This window comes from Streptomyces sp. NPDC020917, assembly GCF_044333795.1.
Taxonomy (GTDB): domain Bacteria; phylum Actinomycetota; class Actinomycetes; order Streptomycetales; family Streptomycetaceae; genus Actinacidiphila.
Genome location: NZ_JBIRRR010000004.1, coordinates 74,685 through 100,360 on the forward strand (window position 1 = coordinate 74,685; position 25,676 = coordinate 100,360).

The following is a 25,676-nucleotide window of genomic DNA, read 5'->3' on the forward strand; positions in this document are numbered from 1 at the left end:
CAACCGCAGCTATCTCAATCTTGCGCCGGGAACGCGACATTGTGGTCCTTCGGATCGGAGACTCGGGGGGCCTCGTGCGGGGTCGTACTCGGATCAAGGATGGCAAAGACCCAGAGCTGACGGCCATGTTCCGCTTCTGCGTAAATACGCAATGGCGGGAATGCGCAACTCAGACCAACCCGTGGGTCACCGCAAGGACCCCGGCCTGAAATCGACTGTCCGCCTGGAGGTATCTCATGATCTCCGACACCAGGCGACTCACCGTGCGCAGAGACACTCCCAGTTTGCGGGCGATCCGCTCGTCTGTCAGCCCGTTCGCCAACAATCGCATCGTCGTGCGGTGCTGGTCGGTCAGCTCGCCCTCCTGTTCAAGGGCGCCGCTGGCCTGTGACGAGTACGGCACGGAGCGCAGCCAGCAGTCCTCGAAGAGGGCCACGTACGACCGGATGAGGGCCGTACCGCGCACCACGATGGCCGCCTCCGACGGGTTTTCCGGATTCGCCGTGAGAAATGCGGTGTGCGTGTCCGCGAGCAGCAGATCGAAAGGCAGTTGCGGGGCCAGCCGGACTTCCACGCCGGTGGCGGAAAGCTGCGCCAGGTATTTACGCTGCCGTGGTGCGGAATCCACACTCTGGCTGTAGATGGCGCGCACTTTGATGCCGCGCTGAATGAGTTCCTCGTCGGCCTTGATGGAATACGAGAGAACTTCGGAAGAGGGCAGCGGACCGGGATGCATGGAACTCGTCGACGCGACGATCGACGCATTGAATTCCGCGAGGGTCTGCCGCTTCCGCTCGTCGCTACTCGCGAGCCGCACCTCGATCTTGTCGGACTCCCGCTGCACGGTCGGCCGGTACCGCTCCATGAGCGACTCGGCCGCGTCCAGGAGTCCGGTCAGCTCCTCGCGCTGGTGGCGCAGTTCCTCGCGCTGCCTGGCCAGCAGGCCGATCAGCGCGGTGTCCGGCTCGATGGGGTCCACTTCGTCCGGCATGCGGCCCGGACGTATCAGTCCCAGGCTCTCCAGCTCGGCCCAGCCGGGGGCGGCCTCGTCCTCGGTCATCCCGGCGGCGGCCGTGGCCTTCGCCGGTACGGAGGAGCCATGGCTGCGCAATACCTGGTACAGGGCGAGTCCGATGTCTCCGGCGTCCGGACCGCTGTTTCGAGCAGAATTGGCCACGAGTTCCCCCTTTCGCCACCATGCGCCTTGCTGTTCGGGTCCGCGCTCGCGACCTGGACCCGAAGCGACTCTAGCAACTGATCGGTCCCCTGCCAGCGGCCCTGCCGGCGGGGTTCCGCTCTGAAGCGGTGGCACGTCCCCTTCATCGTCGGACAAGGAGGTCTTTACCGCCAGCTTGCCGGACGATTTCTTCCGGCCGACCAGGCAGTGGTAAGCCTGGGACGCCAGGGAGACGCGGGGTGGCGGAGGTGCGGCGGGCGTGCACGGAGCGATGGACGAAGCGGCGCAGGCGATTCCGGTTCCGGTCGCGCTGATCGGAGCCGGCAAGGTGGCCCATGCCGCCCATCTACGGGAGCTACGTGATCTCCGTCACATCGTGCGACTGGCCGCGGTGATCGAGGCCGATCCGGCGCGGATCGCGGCCGTCGTCGCCCAGGGGTTTTCGGACACGGCGGTCTGCGCGGACCTGGACGAGGCGGTCAGGGCCGGCGCCCGCGCCGCCCTGGTGTGCACGCCGTGGTGGACGCACCGCGACGTGGTGCTCGCCTGCCTCGCCCGCGGGCTGCCCGTGCTGTGCGAGAAGCCGGTGAGCCTGGACCTCGCCGAGATCGACGAACTGGCCGCGGCGGAGCGGGCCGCGGGCGTTCCGGTGGCCGCGGCGTACATGAAGCGGCACGACCCGGTCGTCGGCCTGTTCGTCGAGCACTGCAAGGAGCAACTGGCGCACGGCCGCCGCCTGGTGGTCGACATCCACGACCCCAACGCGCCGCACCAGGTCGCGCACCTGCTGCCGTACGAGCCGCCGCCCTTCGGACCGCAGCCGCCGCCCGCGCGTGAGGCGCTGGCACGCGCGCTCGGGCCGGGCGCGGACGCCGCGCAGGGCGAGGCGTACGCCCGCGGCCTCGGCGGCTCCCTGGTCCACCAGATCAACCTCGTGCACGCCGTGCTGGACGGCGGTCCCGGCCTGTACGGGAACCTGCTGCACGCCGACGGGTGGGCCGGCGGCGACACCGTCAGCTGCCGCTGGCGGCCGTCCGACGGCCTGGTGGTGGACGCCACCCACGCGCGGCTGCCCGCGCACCGGCGCTACCGCGAGGTGCTGGAGTTCACCGCCGAGGACTCGGTGGCCACGCTCACCCTGCCGTCGCCCTACGCCCGCGACGAGACGGCCACCCTGCGCGTGGAGAGCTGGGAGGCGGCCGGCGGCATCGGCACGGTGAGCCTGCGGACCGCGGAGCCGGGCCGCACCGGCTTCCGGCGGCAACTCATCGCGTGGGCGCGCAGCCTCAGCGAGGACGCGGCGCCGCCCCTGCCCGGCCTCGCCGACGTCCGCCGCGACACCCGCGTCCTCCACGAGGCCGCGCGGCGGCTCAGCTGACGATGTTCCACGGGGCGCGTCCGGAGGCGGGGCGGCTCAGCTGATCCCGGTGCCGCAGTCCTGGCGCACGGTGCGGCCGGAGGCCGGGGTGTCCGCCAGGCCGCTGTAGCCCGCCACGTCGAGGGCGGCGGCCAGCCGGTACGTATACGTGCCGACCCTGCCCTGCGGGCAGGGCGCGGAGACCGCGGGGCCGCTCTGGGCCCGCTCCTCGGCAACCGGGGTGCCTCGCGCTGCGCGTGGCCGTCCGCTGGTCTCGTCGTGGCTGGTCGCGCAGTTCCTCGCGCCCCTGGCGGTGCACCTTCGGTGGGTGGGGTCGGGGCCGCCACGGGAGTGTCTCCTCGGAACTGTGCGTGCGGCTCTCCCCATTGGGTGGGCCGGGTGGATGCACAGTTCCTGCGGGGACACTCCCGCACCGTCCCCTCCCAGCCCGGCCCCCGTCTGCGGGAGGAATGGGGACGGCGTCCACCCCGCAGGGGCGCGGGGTCCCCCAGCGCGACCAGCCACCACCGGTCCGCACCCGGCAACGCACCTCTGGGGTACCCCGGCTGCCCGCCCCGGAGGGGCGATGCTCCAGGAGCGCGGGGAACTCCGCGCCCAGCCACAACGCATGCCGCAGACGGCAAACCACCGGGCGGGGCACCCCGGTTGCCGAAGGGGCGCGGGGAACTGCGCGACCAGCCACAGCGGGCCGAAGGACGGCAACGACGCCCAAGGGGCAGCCCGGTTGCCGTGGGGCGCGGGGAATTGCGGCGGCGTCGTCGGCGGCAACCGGGCTGCCCGTGCCCGTGTTTTGCCGTCTGCCGCACCGTCGTGATTGCTCGCGGAGTTCCCCGCGCTCCTGGAGCATCGCCCCTCCGGGGCGGGGGTCGGGGCTGCCCCCCGAGGGTGCGTTGCCGGGCGCGCGCACCGGGTGGGCAGGGAAGCCCGGACCCATTCCTCCCGCAGACGGGGGCCGCGCTGGGAGGGGACGGTGCGGGAGTGTCCCCGCAGGAACTGTGCATCCACCCGGGCAACCCAAGGGAAGAACCCGCACGCACAGTTCCGAGGAGACACTCCCGTGGCGGCCCCGACCCCACCCACCGAAGGTGCACCGCCAGGGGCGCGGGGAACTGCGCGACCAGCCACAACGGCGCCGCACACGGCGATGGCGCCCCGGGGGCACCCCGGACCCCGCCAGGGGCGCGGGGTCCCCCAGCGCTTCGCCTGGGAGGTGCCCCCAGCGCGACCAGCCACGACGAGACCAGCAGACGGCAACGCGCAACGCGAGGCACTCCGGTTGCCGAGGGGCGCGGGGAACCGTAGGCCGGGGGAACGCCGTGGACAGGGGGGCACGGCCCTGGGAGGGGCGGCCGGACGGGGCCGGGGGGAGTGGGGGAAAGCGAGGCCCGGTGGGGGGCAAGGAGAAGCGGCGAACCCTCACGGAGTGAGAAAAGTGCGGGTGAGGGCCACCCGCGACCGCAGCCCCAACTTGCGGTACGTACGGGTCAGAGCCGCCTCGACCGTCTTCACGCTGACAGAAAGAGCCGCCGCCGTCTCGCGATTGGTGGCCCCTCGCGCGACGAGGAGAGCGACCCGCCGCTCCACGGGGGTGAGCCGATCGAGAGCGGGCCCGCCCGCTCCGTCCGACCCCGGTCCGGGAAGGGCCAAGGCGTCCACCTCAGCGAGAGCGACCTCGCGCCACGGCCCCGCCCCGCACCGCGTGAACACCCGCACCGCCTCGGTGAAGGCCGCCCGCGCCAAGGCGACCTCACCCGCGCGAAGACGGACCCGCCCCAGGGCGAGCCGCGTGCGCCCCTCCTCCAGGGGATAGGGAACGGCCGCCAGCCCGGCCAGAGCCCTTCCCAACTGCACAAGAGCCAGGTCCAGTTCACCTCGCGACGCGCTGACCAGCGCCCCGCAGCGGTCGAGCACGGCCAGCACCCCGCGCCGCCCCAGCCGCACCGCCTGCGTCCGCGTCTCGGCGATCACGCCCGCCGCCTCCTCCGTGCGGCCGGCCGCGACGAGCGCCTCGACCAGGTCGCCGTGCCAGCGCCGCACGGCGGGATCGCCCTGGCCCTGGGCGAGTTCGAGCCGCCGGGCGCGCCGCAGCGCCCGTACCGCCTCCGCCGTCTCCCCGCGCAGCAGCCGCACATGGCCCTCGGCGTGCAGGGCGCGCGGCAGGAACAGCTGGTCGTCGTCGTCCTCGCTGTGCCGCCGGGCCCGTTCGGCCGCGGCCAGCGCGCGTTCGGTGCTGCCGCCGGCCGCCTCCGCGAGGGCGGCCGCGTACCAGGCGGGCCCCTCGCTCAGACCGGCCCGCTCGGTCACCTCGAGGCACTGCTGCGCCAGGTCCAGGGCCCGCGCGCACCGCCCGCGCAGGATCTCCACCTGCGCGAGCCCGGACAGGCACTGGCACAGGCTCTCGGCCGAACCCCGGTACCGCACCGTGTAGATGAGGGCCCGCAGCTCGGTGCGCGCCTCGTCGGTGCGGTCGTGCAGCAGGTGCCGGCGGTGTTTGAGGAACACCGGGCCGTTGTGGTCGAAGAGCACGCGCGGGTCCTGCGGGGCGGCCAGGGCGTCGGCGAGGGTGCGTTCGGCCTCGGGCCGCCCGAGGTAGAACTCCAGCGCGGCCTGCTGGGTGAGGGCGAGGGTCTCGGTGCGGCGGTCGCCGGCCGCGCGCGCCAGGACCGCCGAACGCGCCGCGTGGTCAAGGGCCTTGGCCGCCGAGCCGGACACCATCCAGGCGCGCCAGGCCAGCCGGTGGTGGAGGCGGGCCAGCAGCTCGGGGTCGTCGCGGGCGTCTCTGAGCGCCTGCGGGAAGACGTCGGCGATCTCGGCCATGGCCTGCCCGCTGGAGTCGACGACGACGATCCAGGCGCGGACGCGGTCGGCCGGCCGCTCGGTCCTGGCGAGCACCTGGTGGGCCAGGCGCCGGGCGAGCGGGTAGTCGCCGGCCGCGACGGCGTCCTCGGCGGCCGCAAGACGCAGCGCGACGCCGGGCACCTGCCCGCCCGAAGGGGCGTGGTCCGCGGCGAGTTGGGCGAGCCGGGCAGCGACCGCGGGGGCGCCGCGAAGACGGGCGGCGGAGGCGGCGTCGGCCAGCGCGCCGGACACGGACGCGAGCAGCCAGCGGTTCTGGCCGTCCGTGAACTCCGGCGGCTCCGAGGCGGTGTCGACTGTCGCGGGAGCGGCGGCGTCGGCCGGTCCCGATGGCGCCGGGGCCACGTCCGCGAGTCCCGGCGGCGCGGGGGCGGCGTCCGCGAGTCCTGGGGGTGCGGGGACGTTGCCGGTGGTGCCCCGCGGCTCGGGGGCGCTGTACGGGGTGGGGCCCGTCGCTTCGGTCATCCCGGGTCCTTCCGGATCCGGCCCGTTCGGCGGCATGCGGCGGCCGGCCGATCGTGCTCCTGACAAGTGGGGCGGGTGATCCCAGTGTCGGAAGGCTTGGGCCGCCGGTCAATGGCGCCACAGGAAACGCCAAGGGCGGTGACAGGGAGGGCAGGACGGGAAGTGGTGCGCCCCGCCCGGCAGCGTGGGGGACCTGCCGGGCGGGGCGGTTCGGGGGACGGGCTCTGCGTCCGGGGCGGGCCGCAGGCCGTTCCCGCCGGGACGCGGCCCCGGGCGCTACCCGTCGATCCGGTGCTGGGTCCAGAAGGACGTCAGGTCCGTGCTGGTCGCCGCCTGGGCCGCGGCTTTGAACTCCGCGGTGGTGGACACCCCGTACCAGTGGGACTGGGCGTAGTCGTGCAGCAGCGTGGTCATCGCGCTGTCGCCGATCAGCCGGCGCAGGTCGTGCAGCGCGCACTTGCCGTAGCCGTAGACGACGGTGGAGTACCGGGAGGAGTGCGCGTCCCAGTACGCCATCGAGTTGGTGATCTTCTCGGCGGAGGACTGCCAGGAGACGCTGCTCCAGCAGCCGGAGCCGGTCTTGCCCTCGGCGAGGTCGGTGGCGTAGTCGGTGAACGCCTCGTCAAGCCAGGGGCTGTTGTACTCGTCGTCGCCGACGATCCCGTAGAACCACTGGTGGCCGAGCTCGTGGGTGAGCGCGTTGGTGCTCACCAGGTCCAGCACGAAGCCGGGGTACTCCATGCCGCCGAACCAGAAGTTGTTGTCCAGCACCGCGTCGACCTCGCCGTAGGGGTACGCGCCGAAGCGTGCCGCGTGGGCGTCGATCGCGGACTCCGCGGTGCTGAGCATCGACTGCGCGCTGGCGGCCGAAATCCCGCTCACCGCGTACACGTTGACCGGCACGCCGCCCGGCGAGGTGCCCGACACCTTGCTGAACGCCCCGGCCGCCCAGGCGAAGTCGCGGACCTTGGCGGCGGTCGCGGTGGTGACCGTGCGGCCGGCGGCGCCCGGGGTGTCCACCGAGGTGCCGGTGGCCGGCACGAGCAGGTTCGACGGGTGGTCGAGCGTGACGTGGAAGTCGGCGGCCAGCGAGTAGAAGGACTCGCCGTTGTTGGTGTACGGGTCCAGGTGCCAGCCGGAGCCGTCGCGGATCGCCAGCACCGGAAGGGCGTTGCCGAGGAACGCGAACGCCCCGTCGTGCCCGAACCGGTCGGCGCCGCTGGGCACCACGATCCGCAGGTCGAAGCCGATCGTGCCGCTCTGGCCCTGCTGCAGTGGGGTCGGCAGGGCCACGTCCAGGGCGGTGCAGCCCACGGACAGCGCCGACGGGGTGCCTCCGGTCACGTTCGTCACGGTGATCGGGGTGGAGGGGCAGCTGCCGTGGTAGTTGTCCCACAGCCGCAGGTAGACGTCGCCCAGCGGCGCCGCGGAGGCGTTGGTGAAGGTGACGCTCTCGTGCCCGGTCCAGGTGGTGCCGGCGGTGTCGCTGCTGAGGTTCACCGTGTAGGCCGGGGACGCGGGCGTGCGCGTGCTGTCGGCGGCCGGCGGGGTCGTCGGGGGAGTGGTCGGTGGCGTGGTGGGCGGGGTGGTGCCGCCGTCGCCGGAGGTGCCGAGCGCGACGTCGTCGACGACGAAGCTGGTCTGAAGGCCGGAGTCCTCGGTGCCGGTGAAGGACAGGCTGGCGTTCTGCCCGATGAACGACGAGACGTCGAAGGTGCGTTGGACGTAGCCGCTGCCGGCGTCCAGGTTCGAGTAGGTGGCCAGGGTGGTTCCGCCGAGCTTCGCGGTGAGCGTGTCGTAGGCGGTCGTCGCGGTGGTCTCGGCGGTGTCGACGTGCAGCCAGACGGTGAGGGTGGCGGTGCCGCAGCCGGCCGGGATCGCCAGCGCCTGCGACAGGGTGTCGGTGTGCGCCGAGCCGTAGCCGTCCAGCCAGGCGAACCGGGTGCCGCCGTGCGCGCTCTGACCGCCGCCGCTGGTGATGACGCCGCTGGAGCTCGTCCAGGGCGACGTCCCGTTCTCGAAGCCGCCGTTGGCCACGACCTGGGTGGGCGTGCAGGCCGTGGCCGGTGCGGCGGCCCGCGTCCCGGCCTGGGCGACGCCCGCGACGGCCGCGGTCACGACCAGTCCCGCGGCGCCCGCGGCCGCCACCAGGGGCAGCAGCCGTCGGCGTCTCATCGGTCGTCTCATCGTTGCATCGGTTCCTCTCGTGGCGGCGCCGCGGTCCGAAGGGCCGGTGCCGGGAGTGGGGGGCGAGGTCCGACGCCCGGTGGCGGAACCACCTGGACGCCCCGAGAGTCTGGGCCCGTGGCGACCCGCCGGTAACCCCCGCCGCCCAGCTCTAGGGATTTCCCTACGCCACCTGCGGCCCTTCCCCCGTGGCCCGCAACCGGAGCACCCTGGCCCCGCACGTGCAGTAGTGGACACGTGAACGTTCAGCCATGGGAATAGCGTTCAAGTTCTTGACGCACTGTCGGCTCACGCGCAGACTGCGACTCGTTTGCGTTCATCCTGTGAACCCGCACCGCGGACGAACTTTTGGAGAGTCGCATGCGCATGGCCCGTCTGGCCGTCGCGGCAGCAGCAGCCGCCGCGCTGGCCATACCCCTGGCAGTGCCCGCTGCCGCCGGAAGCGGTTCTGGAACCGAGACCGCCGGAGGCACCGCCGCCCGGCCCTGGCTGGACACCACCCTTCCCGTGGAGCAGCGGATCGACCTGCTGCTCCAGCAGATGACCAACGCCGAGAAGGCCGGCCTGATGACGGCCGTCGGCAAGCCGGCCGGCTCGCACGCCACGGGCTACACCCCCGGCGTCGACCGGCTGGGCATCCCCGGAATGAGCTTCACCGACGGGCCCGGTGGCGTCCGCGACGGCCAGCCGTCCACCGCCCTGCCCTCCCCGGTCTCCCTGGCCGCCTCCTTCGACACCGAACTCGCCCGCCAGTACGGCACGGTGATGGGCACCGAGGCCAAGTCCCGCGGATACCAGGTGATCTACGGGCCGATGGTGAACATCGTCCGCACCCCGCTCGGCGGCCGCGACTTCGAGACGTTCGGCGAGGACCCCCAACTGGCCGGCGGCATCGCCGCGTCCGAGATCGAGGGCATCCAGGCGCAGGGCGTCGGCGCGCAGGTCAAGCACTACGCCGGCAACAACCAGGAGAACGCCCGCACCACCTCCAGCTCGAACATCGACGAGCGGACCCTGCACGAGATCTACCTGCCCGCCTTCGAGAAGGCGGTCAAGGACGCCCACGTCTGGTCCGTGATGTGCGCGTACAACAAGGTCAACGGGACCTACGCCTGCGAGAACGCGCAGATCCTCAAGGACATCCTGGTCGACACCTGGAAGTTCGACGGCGTCATCGACACCGACTACCCGGCCAACCACTCCACCGTCGCCTCCGCGCTCGCCGGCCTCGACCAGGAGTTCAGCGGCACCACCTACTTCCAGCAGCTGCCGGCCGCCGTCGCCGCCGGGCAGGTCCCGCAGTCCGTGCTGGACGAGGCGGCCCGCCGCATCCTGCGACTGGAGTTCCGCACCGGGCTGTTCGACCCGAAGCCGCCGCCCACCGTGGACTACGAGGCGGACAGCGCGTTCGCCCGGCAGGCCGCCGAGGACGGCAGCGTCCTGCTGAAGAACGACCACGCCACGCTCCCGCTGGACACCTCCGAGCTGACCTCGCTCGCGGTCATCGGCCCCAACGCCGACACCGCGATCACCGGCGGCGGCGGCAGCTCCGCGGTCACCCCGTACAAGAAGGTCGACCCGCTGACCGGGCTGCGCTCCCGGCTCGGCTCCGGCGTCGACATCACCGCCGTCAAGGCCGGCCAGGGCAGCGGCTTCCCGCCGATCCCGGCATCCGCGCTGAGCGGCCTGCAGGGCCAGTACTTCGCCAACAAGACGCTCTCCGGCACCCCCGTGCTGACCCGCAACGACAGCACGATCGACTTCGACTGGGGCACCGGCTCGCCCGACCCGTCGGTGCCCGCCGACGGCTTCTCGGCCCGCTGGACCGGCACCGTCACCGCGCCCGCCACGGCCGCGTACACCTTCGCCGCCACCAGCGACGACGGCAGCCGGATCTACCTCGACGGCAAGCTGATCGCCGACAACTGGAGCGACCACGGCGTCAGCACCGTCAAGAGCGCCGCGGTGCAGCTGACCGCCGGCGAGCCGCACGCCCTGAAGGTGGAGTACTACGAGAACGCCGGCGGCGCCTCGGTCTCCATCGGCTGGTCCGCGCCCGGCGTGCCCGACCCGACCCTGCAGGCCGCGGCCGCCGCGGCCGCCAATTCCGACGCCGCGGTCGTCGTCGTGGGCGACTCCTCCAGCGAGGGCTCGGACCGCACCACCCTCGCGCTGCCCGGCAACGAGGACGACCTGATCCGGGCCGTCGCCGCCGCCAACCCCCGCACCATCGTGGTCGTCAGGGCCGGCGCCCCGGTGCTGATGCCGTGGCTGTCCGACGTCCCCGCGGTCCTCGACATGTGGTACCCGGGCCAAGAGGACGGCAACGCGCTCGCCGCGCTGCTCACCGGCGACGCCGAGCCCGGCGGCCGCCTGCCGGTCAGCTTCCCCGCCAGCAACACCCAGACCCCCACCGCCGCCGCCCCCGGCCGCTACCCGGCCGTCAACGGCGTCTACACCTACAGCGAGGGCCTGGAGGTCGGCTACCGCTGGTACCAGCAGGAGAACCAGACCCCGCTGTTCCCCTTCGGCTACGGCCTGGCGTACACCTCCTTCCGGCTGTCGAACCTGCGCGCCGCGCCCGGCGTCCTGACCGTCGCCCCCGACGGCAGCGCCCCGGTGAACGTGTCCGTCGACGTCACCAACACCGGCCGGCGCACGGGCTCCGACGTGGTCCAGCTCTACCTCGGCCACCCCGCGGGCTCCGGCGAACCGCCCAAGACGCTCGCCACGTTCGCCAAGGTCACCGTCAAGCCCGGCCAGACCAGGACGGTGCAGCTCACCCTGCACGCCGACGACCTGCGGGTGTGGGACAGCAGCGCCCACGGCTGGACGGTGCTCGACGGCCGTTACCCGCTGTACGTCGGCGAGTCGTCCGCCGACACCCCGCTGACCACGGCCGTGACCGTGCACAAGAGCATCGGCGTGCAGTCCGTCGCGGTCGGCGCGCCGGCCACCACCGACGCGGGCAGCACCCAGACGGTCACCACGAAGTTCACCAACGACGGTGACTTCACCGCCGCCGGCCTGCGCCTCGGGCTGACCGTGCCGGACGGCTGGACCGCGACCCCCGCGGCCGGCTCCTCCACGACCGTGCCCGCCGTCGGCCCGCACGGCACCGCCACCACCACCTGGAAGGTCACCGCGCCGGCCGGCGCCACCCCGGGCGCGGCCGCGTTCACCGGCACCGCCGCGTACGACCTGGGCGGCAGCCAGTCGCGCAGCGCCAAGGCCGGCACCACCGTGCCCTACGCGTCGGTCGCCGCCGCGTTCAACAACGCCGGGATCAGCGCCGACAGCGACCCGAGCACCGGCAAGCTGGACCCGGGCGGCTACAGCCTGTCCGCCACCCAGCTGGCCGCGGTCGGCTACACGCCCGGCGCGCAGGTCACCGCGAACGGCCTGACCTACGCCTGGCCGAACACCACGCCGGGACAGCCCGACAACGTGGCCACCGCCGGGCAGGCCATCCGGGTCTCCGGGCAGGGCAGCAGGATCGGACTGCTGGGCACCGGCATCAGCTCGGCCCACTCCGGCACGGTCCACGTCACGTACACCGACGGGACGACCGCCGACGTCGCGGTGGACTTCCCCGACTGGTACAGCAACAAGGCCAGCGGCAACAGCCAGTTGGCGGTCACCACCGCCAACTGGAACCGCCCGCCGACCGACACCCTCGGCAACCACGCGGTGAGCCTCTACACCACCGGCGGGGCGCTCGACCCGTCCAAGACGGTCGCACTGGTGACGCTGCCGAACGACAGCGGCATCCACGTGTTCGCCGTCTCCATCGGCTGACCGTCCTCCGCACCACCCGCACATGACCGCCGCCCGCCCCGGAACTCCGGGGCGGGCGGCGGCATCTCACGGTTGCGGATGCTCCGGGGCCGCGGTCAGGTGGCCTCGGACGCGGTGAGCGCGTCCAGCGCGCTCTGCTGGCAGCCGTACCCCGTGCCGGTCAACGGGCCGTTCCAGTGCGGTCCGTAGGAGTCCAGGGCGTTGCGGTCGTTGGCGTGCGCCGCGTTCGCCTGGGTGTCCAGGTAGCCGTTGTACGGGTGGTCGGACAGCTGCTTGTCGAGGTCGCGCAGGCCGCGGATGTACGCGCCCTTGAACGACGCCCCGTCGTTGTCGCACGCGTCCGACTCGCCCGGATCGTGCAGCACACCCGAGGAGTTGATGGCGGACGCGGTCGTCGAGGCGTTCGCCAGCGTGCGGGCGGTGGTCAGCAGGCCGCTGTCGCCGGTGGCCTTGTACAGCTCGGTGAGGCCGCCGAGCACCACGCCCTGGTTGTACGTCCAGGTGGGCTGCCCGTTGTTGACGCAACTGCCGTTGAGACCGTCGTTGATCAGATGCGAGGAGTTGATCATCCCGCTGGCCTGGAACCACGACCACTCGCTCTGCGCGCGGCCCAGGTAGACCGAGTCGCCCGAGATCCGGTTGTGCAGGGCCGCGTTCAGCTCCAGGTACAGCTCGTTGGTGATGGCGTTCTTGTAGGCGTTGGTCTCGTTCCACTGCACGCCGCCGCCGCACGTGCCGTTCCAGTACGCGAACATGTGGTCCGCGTCGGCGCGGGCGGTGTTCAGGTAGCGGCTGTCACCGGTCAGGTCGTAGGCGTCGACCCACGCCAGCCCCCACCATCCGGTGTCGTCGAGGTAGTCGTTGCGGAAACTGCCCTCGCGCGCGTTGACGTTGAGGTCGTACGTGCGGGAGACGGCGTACGTGTAGCTGGGCATGCCGCTGGTGCGGATGTTGTCGATCACGGAGGTCAGGGCGTTGGCGGCGGTCCACCAGCCGTTGCCGCCGAACAGGCCAGTGCCGCGGTCCCAGCTCATCATCAGCGTGGTGGCCGCGGCGGTGCTCGGGCTCCACGCGTTCCAGTTGGACCGGGCCCAGGCGGTGCACGCGATCTCCGGGCGGTCGCCGGCCTTCCCGCACGCGCGGAGGGCGCCGACGCCGGTGTTGCTCCAGTCGTCCACGTTGTACATCAGGGTGCGCCAGCCGCGGGATCCGGACGGCGTCGAGGTGTCCCCGAGCTTGCTGCCGGAGGCCCAGGTGGCGCCCCCGTCGAAGGACCGGTCGAGCCAGACCTCGTCGCCCGGGTTGCCGTTGTCGATGCTGGCCCAGCCCATGGCATCGTTGTCATCTATGTGGAGTTGAATGCTGCGGGAGTAGATCGAGGTGCTGACCGGGACGCGCTCGGAGGGGGCGGCGGCCGGGTCGCGGCCGTCGCAGTAGTTGTTGCAGATCGCGGTTGCCGCTTGCGCTTGGCCGGCGGGCAGGACGGCTCCGGGCACGAGGCTCAGGAGGAGGGCGGCGAGCGTGCTTGTGGCCGCGGCCGCGGCTTTTCCTGGAGTGCGCGGGGTTGAGCCTGCGCGGCGGGCGGGGTCGTTGGGCGGCGCGCTCTTGCCTGCGCGGCGGGCGTGACGTGGGGTCAGAGGGACCATGGCTCCGCTTCCTTGGCGGCGGGCGCCGCCGTTCCGACGGTGGGGGGTGTGGGCGGACCTGGGGGCCCCTTCAGGACACCGCCTTGCCCGGTTCATGTCAACGGCGCCCGGCCCCCATCCGGGGGTGGTGTCGGGGCGTGCCTTTGGCTGCGCGTGGCCGTCTGCTGGTCTGGTTCTGGCTGCTCCGCATCCGGGTTGCCCTCGGCAACCGAGGTGCCTCGCGCTGCGCGTTGCCGTCTGCTGGTCTCGTCGTGGCTGGTCGCGCTGGGGGCACCTCCCAGGCGAAGCGCTGGGGGACCCCGCGCCCCTGGCGGGGTCCGGGGTGCCCCCGGGCCTGCTCTGCCGTGTGCTGGTCTCGTCTCGGCTGGTGGCGCAGTTCCTCGCGCCCCTGGCGGTGCACCTTCGGTGGGTGGGGTCGGGGCCGCCACGGGAGTGTCTCCTCGGAACTGTGCGTGCGGGTTCTTCCCTTGGCTTGCCCGGGTGTGTGCACAGTTCCTGCGGGGACACTCCCGCACCGTCCCCTCCCGGGCCGGCCCCCGTCTGCGGGAGGAATGGGTCCGGGCTTCCCTGCCCACCCGGTGCGCGCGCCCGGCACGCAACCTCGGGGGGCAGCCCCGACCCCCGCCCCGGAGGGGCGATGCTCCAGGGGCGCGGGGAACTCCGCGGGCAACCACGACGGTGCGGCAGACGGCAAAACACGGGCACGGGCAGCCCGGTTGCCGCCGCCGCCTCAATTCCCCGCGCCCCACGGCAACCGGGCTGCCCCTTGGGCGTCGTTGCCGTCCTTCGGCCCGCTGTGGCTGGTCGCGCAGTTCCCCGCGCCCCTTCGGCAACCGGGGTGCCCCGCCCGGTGGTTTGCCGTGCGCGGCATGCGTTGTGGCTGGGCGCGGAGTTCCCCGCGCTCCTGGAGCATCGCCCCTTCGGGGCGGGCAGCCGGGGTACCCCAGGAGGTGCGTTGCCGGGTGCGGACCGGTGGTGGCTGGTCGCGCTGGGGGACCCCGCGCCCCCATGGATGGACGCCGTCCCCATTCCTCCCGCAGACGGGGGCCGGGCTGGGAGGGGACGGTGCGGGAGTGTCCCCGCAGGAACTGTGCATCCCCCCGGGTCACTTCACGAAAGGACCCGCACGCACAGTTCCGAGGAGACACTCCCGTGGCGGCCCCGACCCCACCCACCGAAGGTGCACCGCCAGGGGCGCGGGGAACTGCGCGACCAGCCACGGCGCGGCCGTCAGGTCGTCACCGCCCCCGTGGGGCAGACGGGTTCGTGGCCGGGCCACCGCCCCCCGTGGGGCGGATGGGTCGGGGCCCGGCCACCGGCCGGAGGGGGAACGGGGGATGTCCCCGGGTGCCGGCCGGTGGGGGGCTCAGGGGAGCTCAGAAGGAGTAGACCTCGAAGGAGTACAGGGAGTACCCGTACCCGCTACCCCGCTCCGTCCCGTACATCCGGATGTACCGACCCTCCGCGTTCAGACCAGTGAAATCGTCCGTACCCCCACTGCCCGTCGTCGTCGAACGGACCGTGGTCCACGTGGTCGCGTCGTCCGAGACCTGGATCTCGTAGGACTTGCCGTAGGCAGCCTCCCAGGAGAGCTTGACCTCGTTGATGGTGCGCGAAGTGCCCAGGTCGACCTGGAGCCACTGGGGGTCGGTGTAGTCGCTGGCCCAGCGGGTCGCCGGGTTTCCGTCCGTCGCGTTGGAGGCGGGCAACGTCGCGGCCTCGACCGAGGACGCCGTCGTGGGGCGGCCCTGCGCCAGGTCCGTTCCGGTGGCGGTCCAGCTCAGGGTGAGGGAGCCGGCGGCGCCGCCCGCGTCGGTCGCGGTGATGGTGACGGTCGTGGTGCCGACACTGACCGGCGTGCCGGTGATGAGGCCGGACGCGGAGATCGTCAGCCCCCGGGGCAGCCCGGTGGCCGTGTAGGTGAGCTGCTGCCCCGCCCCGGAGTCCGTACCGGTGATCTGCAGCGGGGTGATGGCCGCGCCCGCCGGCCCGCTCTGGTCGCCGGGGTCGGTGAGGGCGACGGTGCCGGTGCTGGTGCCGCCGGCCGGCGTGAAGGTCAGGGTCTGCGCCCTGACCGATCGGGTGTCGCCGCCCGTCCCGACGTTGTCCCAGCTGCGCTGAGGAGCGGTGACGACGGACTGCCCGCCCTGCTCGGTGAGGCTGAGGGCCAGGCCGCTGTAGCGGTTGACGAGCCGGTAGGCACCGGTGGCCGTCGAGGCGCCCTTGGGGCCGTGGGCCCGGGTGATGGCCTGCAGCGACCACTGCTGGCCGATCGTCGGGGCGGCACCGACGGCGCTCGCGGTCACGGGGGCGTTCCAGGCGCGCCCGGCGTTGCCCGTCCCCACGCCGAGGGCCTGTCCGGTGGCGGCGTTGGTGACGGTGTAGAAGCCGTCCCCGGTCGCGGTGAACCTCCACTGCCGGCCGGTGCCGGAACCGCCGGTCCCGGTGGCCGGCGCGTCCCCTGACTGCCGGAGGTAGGTGGTGTTCCCGGCGGCGATCGTGTACGTCAGGCCGCTGTCCACCGGGGACTTGGGCAGGTCGGCGGTGCTGCGGGCGGCCACCGTGATCTCCCGCGCGCTGCTGCCGCACTCGATGGAGCAGTACGAGCGGAACGTCTTCCCGACGACCGTGGAGCCGGTCCTGCTCCCGGAGTCGACGAGCCAGCGGTACCAGGAGGCGTTGTCGGTGCCGGGCACCAGGCCGAGGTCGGTCCACTTCTGGGTGGCCAGGTCGTCCGTGGTGTAGAGGTGCAGCGGGGTGTAGTTCCCGGTGCGCTGGGCGATGTTGTTCTGCGGGGTGCCGATGTACTTGCCGAGGTAGGCGTCCCAGGCGATGTTCATGACGGTGAGCTGGGAGTCGCCGGGCATGGTGCCGTCCGCGACCTGGCCGGAGGCGCCGCCGCCGGTGGTGGGCCGGTAGTCCTCGCCGGGCGTGACGTAGCCGCTGCCGCCGCCGTCGGCCGGGATGATGTCGCTCTCCGCCCCTCCGACGCCGGGGCTCTGCCACGCGCCGTCGTACCACTTGCGCCACGACGAGGCGGCCATCTTGCCCGAGATCGGGGCGCGCGCCACGTGCTGGAGCCAGACCGAACCGCCCGCCGTGCCGGGCTTGGTGACGACGCGGGTGGCGTAGAAGACGTAGAAGTAGCCGGAGGCGTTGTCGACGAACAGCCGCGGGTCACCGTCGCCGTAGTAGTACGTCTGCTGGGGGAATGCCTGGGTGTCGCCGCGGACCGTGCTGTAGGGGGAGGTGAGGGCGTGGTCCCGGATGGTCCACGTGGCGCCCTTGTCCTTGGAGACGGCGTAGTCGATCGCGTCGTAGTGGAGGCCGTCGCCGAACGGCTGCCCGGTGAACTCGTTGTGCACCAGGCCGTACCACCAGCCGGTGTCCGGGTCGACCCACACGCCCATCAGGTCGCAGTAGTTGGGCTGCGTGTAGGTGGTGCCGGTGGGCGACGCGGTGGCGTTCGACCCGGTGGGGCTGTTGTTGCAGCGCCAGGTGGTGTCGGCGTTGCTGTCCGAGGGGTTGGCCGGGTTGACGGCGTTGCTGATCGGGTCGAGGGAGACGTGGTCGAAGTCGGTGCCCGAGAAGAAGCTCCACTTGCGCGGATCGTTGCCGTAGAGGGCGTGGGCGGACTGGTAGTAGAACGTGCCGTCGGCGTCGATGTAGGGGCTGGACGGTGAGTCGTCGCCGTTGGAGAAGGACAGGCCGGCCCCGGCGCTGAGGGTGTACGCGGAGCGGCGCGCGCTGCCCGAACTCCACTGCTGGACCGCCTGGGAGGGGTCGCACACCGCGAGGCCGACGCGGGCGCCCTCCGCGACGGCGCCGCCCTGCACGGCCAGGCACTTGCCGGACTTGGGGCTGTAGACGGTGCCGTCCGGCAGATGGCTGAACTTCTGCCGGGTCGCGCCGTTCGCGCAGCGGTAGAGCTGGACGAGAGCGCCGGTGGCGTTCGAACCACCGGTGATGTCGAGGCACTTGGTGGTGGCGCCGTCGGGTGTGACGGTCAGCCGGCCGTCGTCCTGCCACGTCCAGTCCTGGCCTGCGGACCCGTCGCAGGCGGAGAGCTGGACGGTCGCGCCGTCGCGCGTGCTGGACCCGGGGTCGTCCAGGCACGTGCCGCCGATGGTGATGCTCGTCGGGGAGGCGGTTGGGGGCGTGGACGCCGCGGTGGCGATTGATGGCAGGGCGCCTGTCGCGGTGAGCGCCAGTGCCGCGGCCAGTCCCGCGGTGATGACGGCCCGGGTGGCGGTGGTTCTCCGGTGCACGATTCCTCCTGCTGCCGAAAGGGAGTTGGGAGCGGTGCGTGGGGTGGTCGGGGTTGGGTGGGTGCTGAGGCGGGGGCGCTCAGCTCTTGATGCCGGCGACCTGGCCGTCGATGAAGGCGGCCCAGTCGTCCCTGGTCGCGGGCTTGCCGGCGACGCCGGGGCGGCGCTGCCAGGGCAGGGGGCCGGACTCGCGGCGGTACTCCACGCCGAGCGCCTCCAGCCGGGGAAGGTGCTCGGCGAGGCGGACGCGGAACGCCTCGAAGTCGCGCTGCGCGCCGGACCACAGCGCCTCGGCGACGGCGCACAACCGGGGGAAGGCGAAGTAGTCGACGGTGCGCGGCGAGTCCATGTGCTCGGTCCAGATGTTGGCCTGGCCGCCGAGGATGTGCCGGGCCTCGTCGCCGGTCAGGCCGTCCGGCACGGGATCGAAGCGGTAGGCGTCCTCCAGGGTCAGCGGCACCGCGAAGGGGATGGGTTCCTCCGGCAACTCGGACTGGCGGTAGTCGAGATAGACCTGGTCGTCGGGGCAGGAGACGACGTCGTGCCCGCGGCGGGCGGCGGTGCGGGCACCGGTCATCCCGCGCCACGAGGCGATCACCGCGCCGTCCGGGACCGCGCCCTCCAGAACGTCGTCCCAGGCGAGGACCCGCCGTCCGCGGGCCGCCAGGTGCGCGCCGAGCCGGCCGACGAACCACGCCTGGAGCTCGTTCTCGTCCGCCAACTGCCGCTGCCGCATGAGCTCCTGGGTACGCGGGTCCACCCGCCACTGGTCCTTGGGGCACTCGTCCCCGCCCACACCGATGAAGCGGCCGGGGAAGAGGTCCACGACCTCGTCCAGGACGTCGCGGAAGAAGTCGAGCGTGCTGTCCTCGGTGTTGCAGATGTTCGGGTTGACGCCCCAACGGGTGTGCACCGGGAGGTCGTTGCCGTGGACGCCGAGGTGCGGGTAGGCGGCGATGGCGGCCTGCGAGTGTCCGGGCAGGTCGATCTCGGGGACGACGGTGATGTGGCGGGCCTCGGCGTAGCCGACGATCTCGCGGATGTCGTCCTGGGTGTAATAGCCGCCGTGCGGACGGTCGTTGCCCGGCGCGTCGGCGCCGGCACCGAGCTGCGACTCCCGGCGCCAGGAACCCGTCTCCGTGAGGCGGGGGTAGCGGGCGATCTCCAGCCGCCAGCCCTGGTCGTCGGTGAGGTGCAGGTGCAGGACGTTGAGCCGGTGCATCGCCATCAGGTCGACGAACCGCAGGAGGTCCTGCTTGGGCATGAAGTGGCGTGCCACGTCGAGCAGTACCCCGCGCCACGCGAACCGCGGCGCGTCCTCGACGGTGACCGCCGGCAGCGTCCAGCGCGCCTGGACACGGGCTTTGCGGTGGATCGCGGGAGGCAGCAGCTGCAGCAGGGACTGGCAGGCGTGGAAGGCGCCGGCCCGTGAGCCGGCCTCGATCAGGACCCGCTCGGGGCTCACCGCGAGGCGGTACGCCTCCTGCGCGAGGTCCGGGGACTGCCGGAGGACGATGGCGCGGTCCCCGTGCTCTGCCGGGGCGTTGACCGGCAACGGCAGTCCGGTGGCGGGGCGCAGGTTCTCCTGAAGCCAGTGGGCGGTGGGCGCGAGTGCGCGGTCGGCGACGAGGGTGGTGGTCCCGTCGAGCGTGAACGCGCCGTCGTGCCACTGGACGGAGGCGGGTTGGGGCAGCATGGGATGAGGTCAGCCTTTCAGCGCTCCGGCGGGCGTGCCGGAGGGAGGCGGCGGGCGCGGCACGGCGGTGCTGCCGGTGCTGCGGGTGCCGGACGGGCCGGCTGCCGAGGGGGCCCGGCAGCCGTCAGAGGACCCCGAGTTCCCCGGAGAGCACCTTGCAGGCGGCTCCGAGGAGGGGCAGGTCCAGATCCGAGGACAGGGACCTGACGTGCAGTGACGCGCTGATCGGTGAGAGCGTGTACGCCCGCGCGGTGAGTTGCGCGGTGTCGGTCAGCGGGCCTTCCACCAGGTCGGCGGGGCCCATGACCCCGATCTCGTTGAGGTTGAGGGCGCTGGCGATGGGGGCCAGGATCCTGCCGAGCGCCACGCCGGCCGTGCTCAGGACGCTCGCGCGTTCGTCGGCGGTGGCGCCCGCCAGCCTCTCCTTGAGCCGGGCGGCGTCGATGAGCGGATCCAGGCAGCCGCGGCGGCCGCAGACGCACCGCTCGCCGTCGGGGTCCACGGTCAGATGGCCGATCTCGCCGGCGGCGAACTGCTCGCCCTCGACGAGCTTTCCGTCGACGATCAGGCCGGCTCCCACGCCGTGCTCGATGCCGACGACCATCAGGCTCTGCGCGGTGGTCCTCCCGAAGTGCAGGGCCGCCAGGGCGGCGAGGTTCACGTCGTTGCCGGCATGGGCCGGGACCCCGAAGGCGTCGGCCAGGCCGGCGGCCACCGGCAGGTCGTTCCAGCCGAGGTGCGCGGCCTGGCGGATCACGCCCTGGCGGTCGATGATCCCGGGTGAGGCGACACCGATGCCCAGGACCCTGCCGGGTGCGGCGGCCACCAGTTCCGCGGCCAGTTGCGGGACGAGCGCGGCGGCCTGCGCGCCCAGGGCGTCCCCGATCGGGACCCGGCCGCGCGCCAGGACCTTGCCGCGCAGGTTCATCACCGCCCCGCGGAAGGCCCCGGCCGGGGAGAGGTCGAGGGTCACCAGGTTCACGGCGTCGTCCTGGATCGCCACCAGCATCGACGGCTTCCCGCGCCGCCTTCCGCTGTCCCGGGGCGGCTCCACGTCCGCCACCAACCCGTCGGCCTCGAGGTCGGCCACCAGGGCCGACACGGTGGGGGCGGTCAGCCCCGACACCCGTGAGAGTTCCGCCCGGCTCATGGCCGACCCGTGGTAGAGGGTCGCCAGGACGAGGGCGCGGTTGTGGACGCGGCTGTCCTGGGCCTGGGCTTTCGTGCGGGGGTTGCTGGCGCGCTTCGGGGCTGGTGAGGCGGCCAGTTCGTCCCCTCGGCGGGGTGCCTGCGGTCGGGGTGCCTGCGGTTGGGGTTCCCGGGGTTGGGGTGCCCGGGGTTGGGGTGCCCGCGCCTGCGGAACGAGCGGTTCCTTCACCGGGGGTACTCCGTTCGCTGCCGCGGGCAATCTCTAAAGTGGCTTTACTTAAGACGCTTTAGATATTGGCGGGGGTGCGCGGGGGTGTCAAGGTCCGGCGGCGGAACGGGTGTTCGCTCCGCGGGGCGTCGTCCGGGGTCGGCTTCCGGGGTGCCTCGCGCTGCGCGTGGCCGTCTGCTGGTCTCGTCGCGCCCCCGGCTTCCGGGGTGCCTCTTGCTGCGCGTGGCCGTCTGCTGGTCTCGTCTGGGCTGGTCGCGCAGTTCCTCGCGCCCTGGCGGTGCACGTTCGGTGGGTGGGGTCGGGGCCGCCACGGGAGTATCTCCTCGGAACTGTGCGTGCGGCTCCCTCCGCGAAGGTGCCCGGGTGTGTGCACAGTTCCTGCGGGGACACTCCCGCACCGTCCCCTCCCGGGCCGGCCCCCGTCTGCGGGAGGGATGGAGGAGAGGAGCGCCGTGCTGGATTCGCTGCACATGGAGCTGGGGCCGACGTTCGCCGAGGACGAGGCGGGCCGTGTCGTGCCGGCGCTGTCCCGGAACGGAGCCGGCCGACCCGTGCTGCTGACGACGGACGCCGGTTATGACGTGGGGCGTTGGGATCACCGCACCGGTGAACCGCTGTGGCATTTCCGGGGCGACGCGCTGGTGTCGACGCTCGCCGTGGCCACTCCGGCCGGCCGTGTCGCGGTGGTTGCGGTGGGGACGGACATGGGGGTCTTACGGGTCGACGCCGAGAGCGGACGAGTGATCTGCGACGGCGCGTTGGCCGATTTCGACGACTCTATATGGGACGTCACCACCGGGATGCTGCCCGGGGGGCGGGCGTTCATCGCCGCCGCGACGCAGTGCGAGCCGTACGTCGGCTACTGGGACGCGGCGACCGGCGAGGCACTGGACCCACCGTTGCGGGGGCCGGACCGGCCGCTGAAGACGATCACCTCGCTGACACTCACCGACGGCACCGTCCTGATCGCGGCCGAGGACGAGGCAGGGGTGGTGTTCCGTTGGGTCGCCGCCACCGGCGAGTGTTTCGGCCGGCTCGTCGACGGGCCCGGCGCGTACAACATGCGGATGACGTCGCTCGTCCTTCCCGACCGGCGGGCCATGCTGGCGTCGCTGGACATGAACGGCATGCTCTCGCGGTGGAACGCCGTCACGGGCGAACTGCTGGGCCCGCCTTTGCAGTTGGGCTCCGATTGCGGGGACGTCGCCGCGGCGTGCCTGGGGGAGCGGGGACTGCTGTTCGTGTCGCCGGACGGGGGCGTCGTACGGGTCCTGGACGCCGTCACCGGGCAGCCCGCGTACAGCCCGATCCCGGGCGTCAATCCCACGGCTCTTGGCTGCCTCGACGGCACGGTCCTCCTGGCCACCGTGCACATTGCCGCCGGATGCGCGAGGCTCACCCGAGTGTCGGCGGACCCGCCGCGCTGACGGGGCACCTGCCAGCGGCTAGCATCAGCCGGCGGTCAAAGTCCTGGTGGAGGGGGTCTCCGTGTCGGTGAAGGCAGAACTGGTGCGGCTGCTGGAGCCACCGGCCGAGAAGTGGCCGATCCCGGGGGCGGAGGAGATCGTGCGGGGCTACGGCAGCGCACTTCCCGCCGACTACATGTGGCTGGCGGAGACGTACGGGCTGGTCGAGATCTCGCGGTACCTCAGCATCTTCCCGCCGCTCCCGGCCTCCGAGATCGGGACGCGCTCCGGTGTCTTTCCGACGTCCGGCGAGGTGTCCGAGTTCGAGGAGGAGAACGTGGGCCTCGATCCGGCGTACCTGGAGCCCGGCGGCCTGCTCATGTGGGGCTTCAACCATGACGACGACGTCGCCTTCTGGAGCCCGGTCGGCGATCCGGACACATGGCCGGTCGTCATCCGTCGGCACCTGCCGCGGTCGGGCCCGCACTGGGTCCGCTACGACATCGGCATCGTCGAATTCCTGGTCCGCACTTTTCATGGGCGGCTAGCGGTCAGCCCGTTCAGCGGGGACGCGCTCTGGGGCAATGGGTCGCCCACCTTCGAGCGGGGCTGAGGCCAACGGTTCGCCGTGGTTGTGCGCGCTGGGGGACCCCGCGCCCCTTCGGCAACTGGGGTGCCCCGCCTGGTGGTTTGCCGTCTGCGACGTGCGTGGGTGGCTGGGCGCGGAGTTCCCCGCGCTCCTGGTGCATCGCCCCTTCGGGGCGGGGGGCCGGGGGTGCCCCCGGGCCCGCGTTGCCGGGTGCCCGGTGCGTTGTGGCTGGCCGCGCTGGGGGTACCTCCCAGGCGAAGCGCTGGGGGACCTCGCGCCCCTTCGGCTTCCGGGGTGCCCCCGGGGGTGCTTTGCCGTCGGACGGCCTCGTTTGGGCTGGTCGCGCAGTTCCTCGCGCCCCTGGCGGTGCACGTTCGGTGGGTGGGGTCGGGGCCGCCACGGGAGTGTCTCCTCGGAACTGTGCGTGCGGGTTCTTCCCTTGGCTTGCCCGGGTGGATGCACAGTTCCTGCGGGGACACTCCCGCACCGTCCCCTCCCGGCCGGCCCCCGTCTGCGGGAGGGGTCCGGGCGGCTACCATCAGCCGGCGGTCCATGTCCGTGGGCCTCGATCCGGCGTATCTGGAGCCTGGTGGCCTGCTCATGTGGGGCCTCAACCAGGACGACGACTTCGCCTTCTGGAACCCGGTCGGCGATCCGGACACATGGCCCATCGTCATCCGCCGCCACCTGCCGCAGTCGGGCCCGTACTGGGTCCGCTACGACCTGGGCATCGTCGAGTTCCTGGTGCGCACTTTCCATGGGCGGCTGCCGGTCAGCCCTTTCATCGGCGACGAGCTCTGGTGCAATACGGAGCCCACGTTCGAGCGGGGCTGAGGCCTGATGCGTGGCCGCTTCCTGGGGTGCCCTCTTGGGTGCGTTGCCGGGTGCGCCGCCCATTGGGGCTTGTCGCGCAGTTCCCCGCGCCCCTTCGGCAACCGGGGTGCCCCGCCGGGTGGTTTGCCGTCTGCGACGTGCGTGCGTGGCTGGGTGCGGAGTTCCCCGCGCTCCTGGAGCATCGCCCCTCCGGGGCGGGGGGCCGGGGGCGCCCCCGGGCCCACGTTGCCGGGTGCCCGGTGCGTTGTGGCTGGGCGCGTTGAAGCCACCTCCCAGGCGAAGCTCCGGGGGACCTCGCGCCTGTACGGGGTGACCCCCGCCCCTATTCCTCCCGCAGTCGGGGGACGGCCCGGGAGGGGACGGTGCGGGAGTGTCCCCGCAGGAACTGTGCATCCACCCGGGCAACCCAAGGGAAGAACCCGCACGCACAGTTCCGAGGAGACACTCCCGTGGCGGCCCCGACCCCACCCACCGAACGTGCACCGCCAGGGGCGCGAGGAACTGCGCGACCAGCCCAAACGAGGCCGTCCGACGGCAAAGCACCCCCGGGGGCACCCCGGAAGCCGAAGGGGCGCGGAGAACCGCGCGACGAGCCACGATGAGACCAGCACACGGCCAAGCGCAGCGCGAGGCACCCCGGAAGCCGAGGGGGCGCGGGGAACTGCGCGACGCGCAAGCCGGCCGCCGCACCCCGCTTGGGCGGGTTGTGCCCGGCCAGCCGGAACCGGGCGCGTCCACGGGGACGGCGGCGCCGCTACGAGACCGCGTCGGTCCACAGGTCGGTGCTGTGGGCCGACACGAGAGCGCCGATACGGGTGAGCACCTCGTCGACCGGCCGCGGGCCGAGCCTGCGCCCGTCGCGCAGGCGCAGCGCGACGTGCTCGTCGGTGGCCTCCTTGGCGCCGATGACGGCCTGGTAGGGGACCAGGCGGGCCTCGCGGATCCGGGCGCCCAGGGTGCCGCGTTCCGGTCCCGCGATCTCGGCGCGCAGCCCGAGGCGGGCGCAGCGCTCGGCGAGGGCCGCGGCGTCCGGCAGTTCGGCGTCGGAGATCGGGAGGACGACCAGCTGGGTCGGGGCGAGCCAGGCAGGGAAGGCGCCGCCGTGCTGCTCGACGAGATGGGCGACGGCCCGTTCCACGCTGCCGATGATGCTGCGGTGGACCATGACCGGGCGGTGCTTGGCACCGTCCGCGCCGATGTAGTGCAGGTCGAACTGCTCGGGCTGGTGGAAGTCGACCTGGACGGTGGACAGGGTGGACTCCCGCCCCGCGCCGTCGGTCACCTGGACGTCGATCTTGGGGCCGTAGAACGCGGCCTCTCCCTCGGCCGCCTCGTAGGGCAGGCCGGAGCGGTCGAGGACGTCGGTCAGCAGGGCGGTGGACCGCTGCCACTTGTCGGGCGCGGCAACGTACTTGCCGCCTGCGCCCGGGAGGGAGAGCCGGTAGCGGGTCGGGGTGATGCCGAGCGCCTCGTACGCCCGGCCGATCAGCTCCAGCGCCGCCCGCGCCTCCTCGGCGACCTGGTCCAGGGTGCAGAAGATGTGCGCGTCGTTGAGCTGGATGGCCCGCACCCGGGTCAGCCCGCCGAGCACGCCCGAGAGTTCGGAGCGGTACATGCCGCCCAGTTCGGCCATCCGCAGGGGGAGTTCGCGGTAGCTGTGGGCGCGGGAGCGGTAGATCACCGCGTGGTGGGGGCACAGGCTCGGCCGCAGGACGACCTGCTCCCCGCCGAGTTCCATCGGGGGGAACATGTCGTCGCTGTAGTGCGCCCAGTGCCCGGAGATCTCGTACAGCTCGCGCTTGCCGAGTACCGGTGAGTACACGTGGCGGTACCCCGCTCGCCGCTCGGCGGCGCGGATGTACTCCTCCAGGGTGTGCCGCACGGTGGCGCCGTCGGGCAGCCAGTACGGCAGGCCGGCGCCGATGAGCGGGTCGGTGTCGAACAGGCCCAGTTCACGGCCGAGCTTGCGGTGGTCGTGCATGGCGGTCTCCTCGCGGA

The 25,676-nt window shown here is 72.8% G+C and carries 12 protein-coding genes and 1 pseudogene; 5 read left to right on the forward strand and 8 right to left on the reverse strand.

Annotated features, from left to right (window positions below; all coding sequences use genetic code 11):
* Positions 1 to 169: 169 nt before the first annotated feature.
* Positions 170 to 1,177 carry a LuxR C-terminal-related transcriptional regulator gene (locus tag ACH4TG_RS10300; RefSeq protein WP_398241753.1) on the reverse strand — a complete coding sequence of 336 codons (1,008 nt, stop codon included), beginning with the start codon at positions 1,175 to 1,177 and terminating at the stop codon, positions 170 to 172.
* A gap of 259 nt (positions 1,178 to 1,436) precedes the next feature.
* On the opposite strand from ACH4TG_RS10300, the gene ACH4TG_RS10305 reads away from it, so the two are divergent.
* Positions 1,437 to 2,555 carry a Gfo/Idh/MocA family protein gene (locus tag ACH4TG_RS10305; RefSeq protein ID WP_398241754.1) on the forward strand — a complete coding sequence of 373 codons (1,119 nt, stop codon included), beginning with the start codon at positions 1,437 to 1,439 and terminating at the stop codon, positions 2,553 to 2,555.
* A gap of 1,416 nt (positions 2,556 to 3,971) precedes the next feature.
* On the opposite strand, the gene ACH4TG_RS10310 is transcribed toward ACH4TG_RS10305, so the two are convergent.
* A complete protein-coding gene (locus tag ACH4TG_RS10310; RefSeq protein ID WP_398241755.1) occupies positions 3,972 to 5,876 on the reverse strand; it encodes a LuxR C-terminal-related transcriptional regulator in 1,905 nt (634 codons plus the stop codon).
* A gap of 276 nt (positions 5,877 to 6,152) precedes the next feature.
* Entirely contained in the window at positions 6,153 to 8,051 is a 1,899-nt protein-coding gene (locus ACH4TG_RS10315) for a M1 family aminopeptidase (protein ID WP_398241756.1), read from the reverse strand.
* A 372-nt stretch (positions 8,052 to 8,423) separates the two neighbouring features.
* Between ACH4TG_RS10315 and ACH4TG_RS10320 the strand changes: the two genes are divergently transcribed.
* Complete coding sequence (locus ACH4TG_RS10320; protein ID WP_398241757.1) at positions 8,424 to 11,861, forward strand: glycoside hydrolase family 3 C-terminal domain-containing protein; 3,438 nt, start codon at positions 8,424 to 8,426, stop codon at positions 11,859 to 11,861.
* 95 nt (positions 11,862 to 11,956) lie between these two features.
* Here ACH4TG_RS10320 and ACH4TG_RS10325 read toward each other — a convergent pair whose 3' ends face one another.
* The 4 genes from ACH4TG_RS10325 to ACH4TG_RS10340 all read right to left on the reverse strand — a co-directional run bounded on the left by ACH4TG_RS10325 (position 11,957) and on the right by ACH4TG_RS10340 (position 20,849).
* A complete protein-coding gene (locus tag ACH4TG_RS10325; RefSeq protein ID WP_398241758.1) occupies positions 11,957 to 13,357 on the reverse strand; it encodes a glycoside hydrolase family 76 protein in 1,401 nt (466 codons plus the stop codon).
* Between the two features lie 1,526 nt (positions 13,358 to 14,883).
* Positions 14,884 to 17,775 (reverse strand): discoidin domain-containing protein, encoded by a 2,892-nt coding sequence (locus tag ACH4TG_RS10330; protein ID WP_398241759.1) that lies wholly within the window; start codon positions 17,773 to 17,775, stop codon positions 14,884 to 14,886.
* Positions 17,776 to 17,854: 79 nt separating this feature from the next.
* On the reverse strand, positions 17,855 to 19,471 hold the full coding sequence (locus tag ACH4TG_RS10335) for a beta-N-acetylhexosaminidase (RefSeq protein ID WP_398241760.1): 1,617 nt from the start codon (positions 19,469 to 19,471) through the stop codon (positions 17,855 to 17,857).
* A 124-nt stretch (positions 19,472 to 19,595) separates the two neighbouring features.
* Positions 19,596 to 20,849, reverse strand: a complete 1,254-nt coding sequence (locus tag ACH4TG_RS10340; RefSeq protein WP_398241761.1) for an ROK family transcriptional regulator — start codon at positions 20,847 to 20,849, stop codon at positions 19,596 to 19,598.
* 452 nt (positions 20,850 to 21,301) lie between these two features.
* Here ACH4TG_RS10340 and ACH4TG_RS10345 point away from each other — a divergent pair, with 452 nt between their 5' ends.
* From ACH4TG_RS10345 to ACH4TG_RS10355, 3 genes are all read left to right on the forward strand, one after another.
* Positions 21,302 to 22,276 (forward strand): WD40 repeat domain-containing protein, encoded by a 975-nt coding sequence (locus ACH4TG_RS10345; RefSeq protein ID WP_398241762.1) that lies wholly within the window; start codon positions 21,302 to 21,304, stop codon positions 22,274 to 22,276.
* 61 nt (positions 22,277 to 22,337) lie between these two features.
* The gene (locus ACH4TG_RS10350; protein WP_398241763.1) at positions 22,338 to 22,868 is read left to right on the forward strand and encodes a hypothetical protein; all 531 of its coding nucleotides are present in this window, start codon (positions 22,338 to 22,340) and stop codon (positions 22,866 to 22,868) included.
* Between the two features lie 528 nt (positions 22,869 to 23,396).
* A complete protein-coding gene (locus ACH4TG_RS10355; RefSeq protein ID WP_398241764.1) occupies positions 23,397 to 23,678 on the forward strand; it encodes a hypothetical protein in 282 nt (93 codons plus the stop codon).
* Positions 23,679 to 24,432: 754 nt separating this feature from the next.
* On the opposite strand, the pseudogene thrS reads toward ACH4TG_RS10355, so the two are convergent.
* Positions 24,433 to 25,665 (reverse strand): annotated as a pseudogene (gene thrS, locus ACH4TG_RS10360) (threonine--tRNA ligase); the annotation flags it as partial.
* Positions 25,666 to 25,676 lie beyond the last annotated feature (11 nt).

Excerpts from the sequence above, each read along its gene's own strand:
- ACH4TG_RS10320 (WP_398241757.1), top strand. The coding sequence starts at position 8,424 with ATGCGCATGGCCCGTCTGGCCGTCGCGGCAGCAGCAGCCGCCGCGCTG.
- ACH4TG_RS10315 (WP_398241756.1), bottom strand. The coding sequence starts at position 8,051 with ATGAGACGCCGACGGCTGCTGCCCCTGGTGGCGGCCGCGGGCGCCGCG.
- ACH4TG_RS10310 (WP_398241755.1), bottom strand. The coding sequence starts at position 5,876 with ATGACCGAAGCGACGGGCCCCACCCCGTACAGCGCCCCCGAGCCGCGG.
- ACH4TG_RS10355 (WP_398241764.1), top strand. The coding sequence starts at position 23,397 with ATGTCCGTGGGCCTCGATCCGGCGTATCTGGAGCCTGGTGGCCTGCTC.
- ACH4TG_RS10335 (WP_398241760.1), bottom strand. The coding sequence starts at position 19,471 with ATGCTGCCCCAACCCGCCTCCGTCCAGTGGCACGACGGCGCGTTCACG.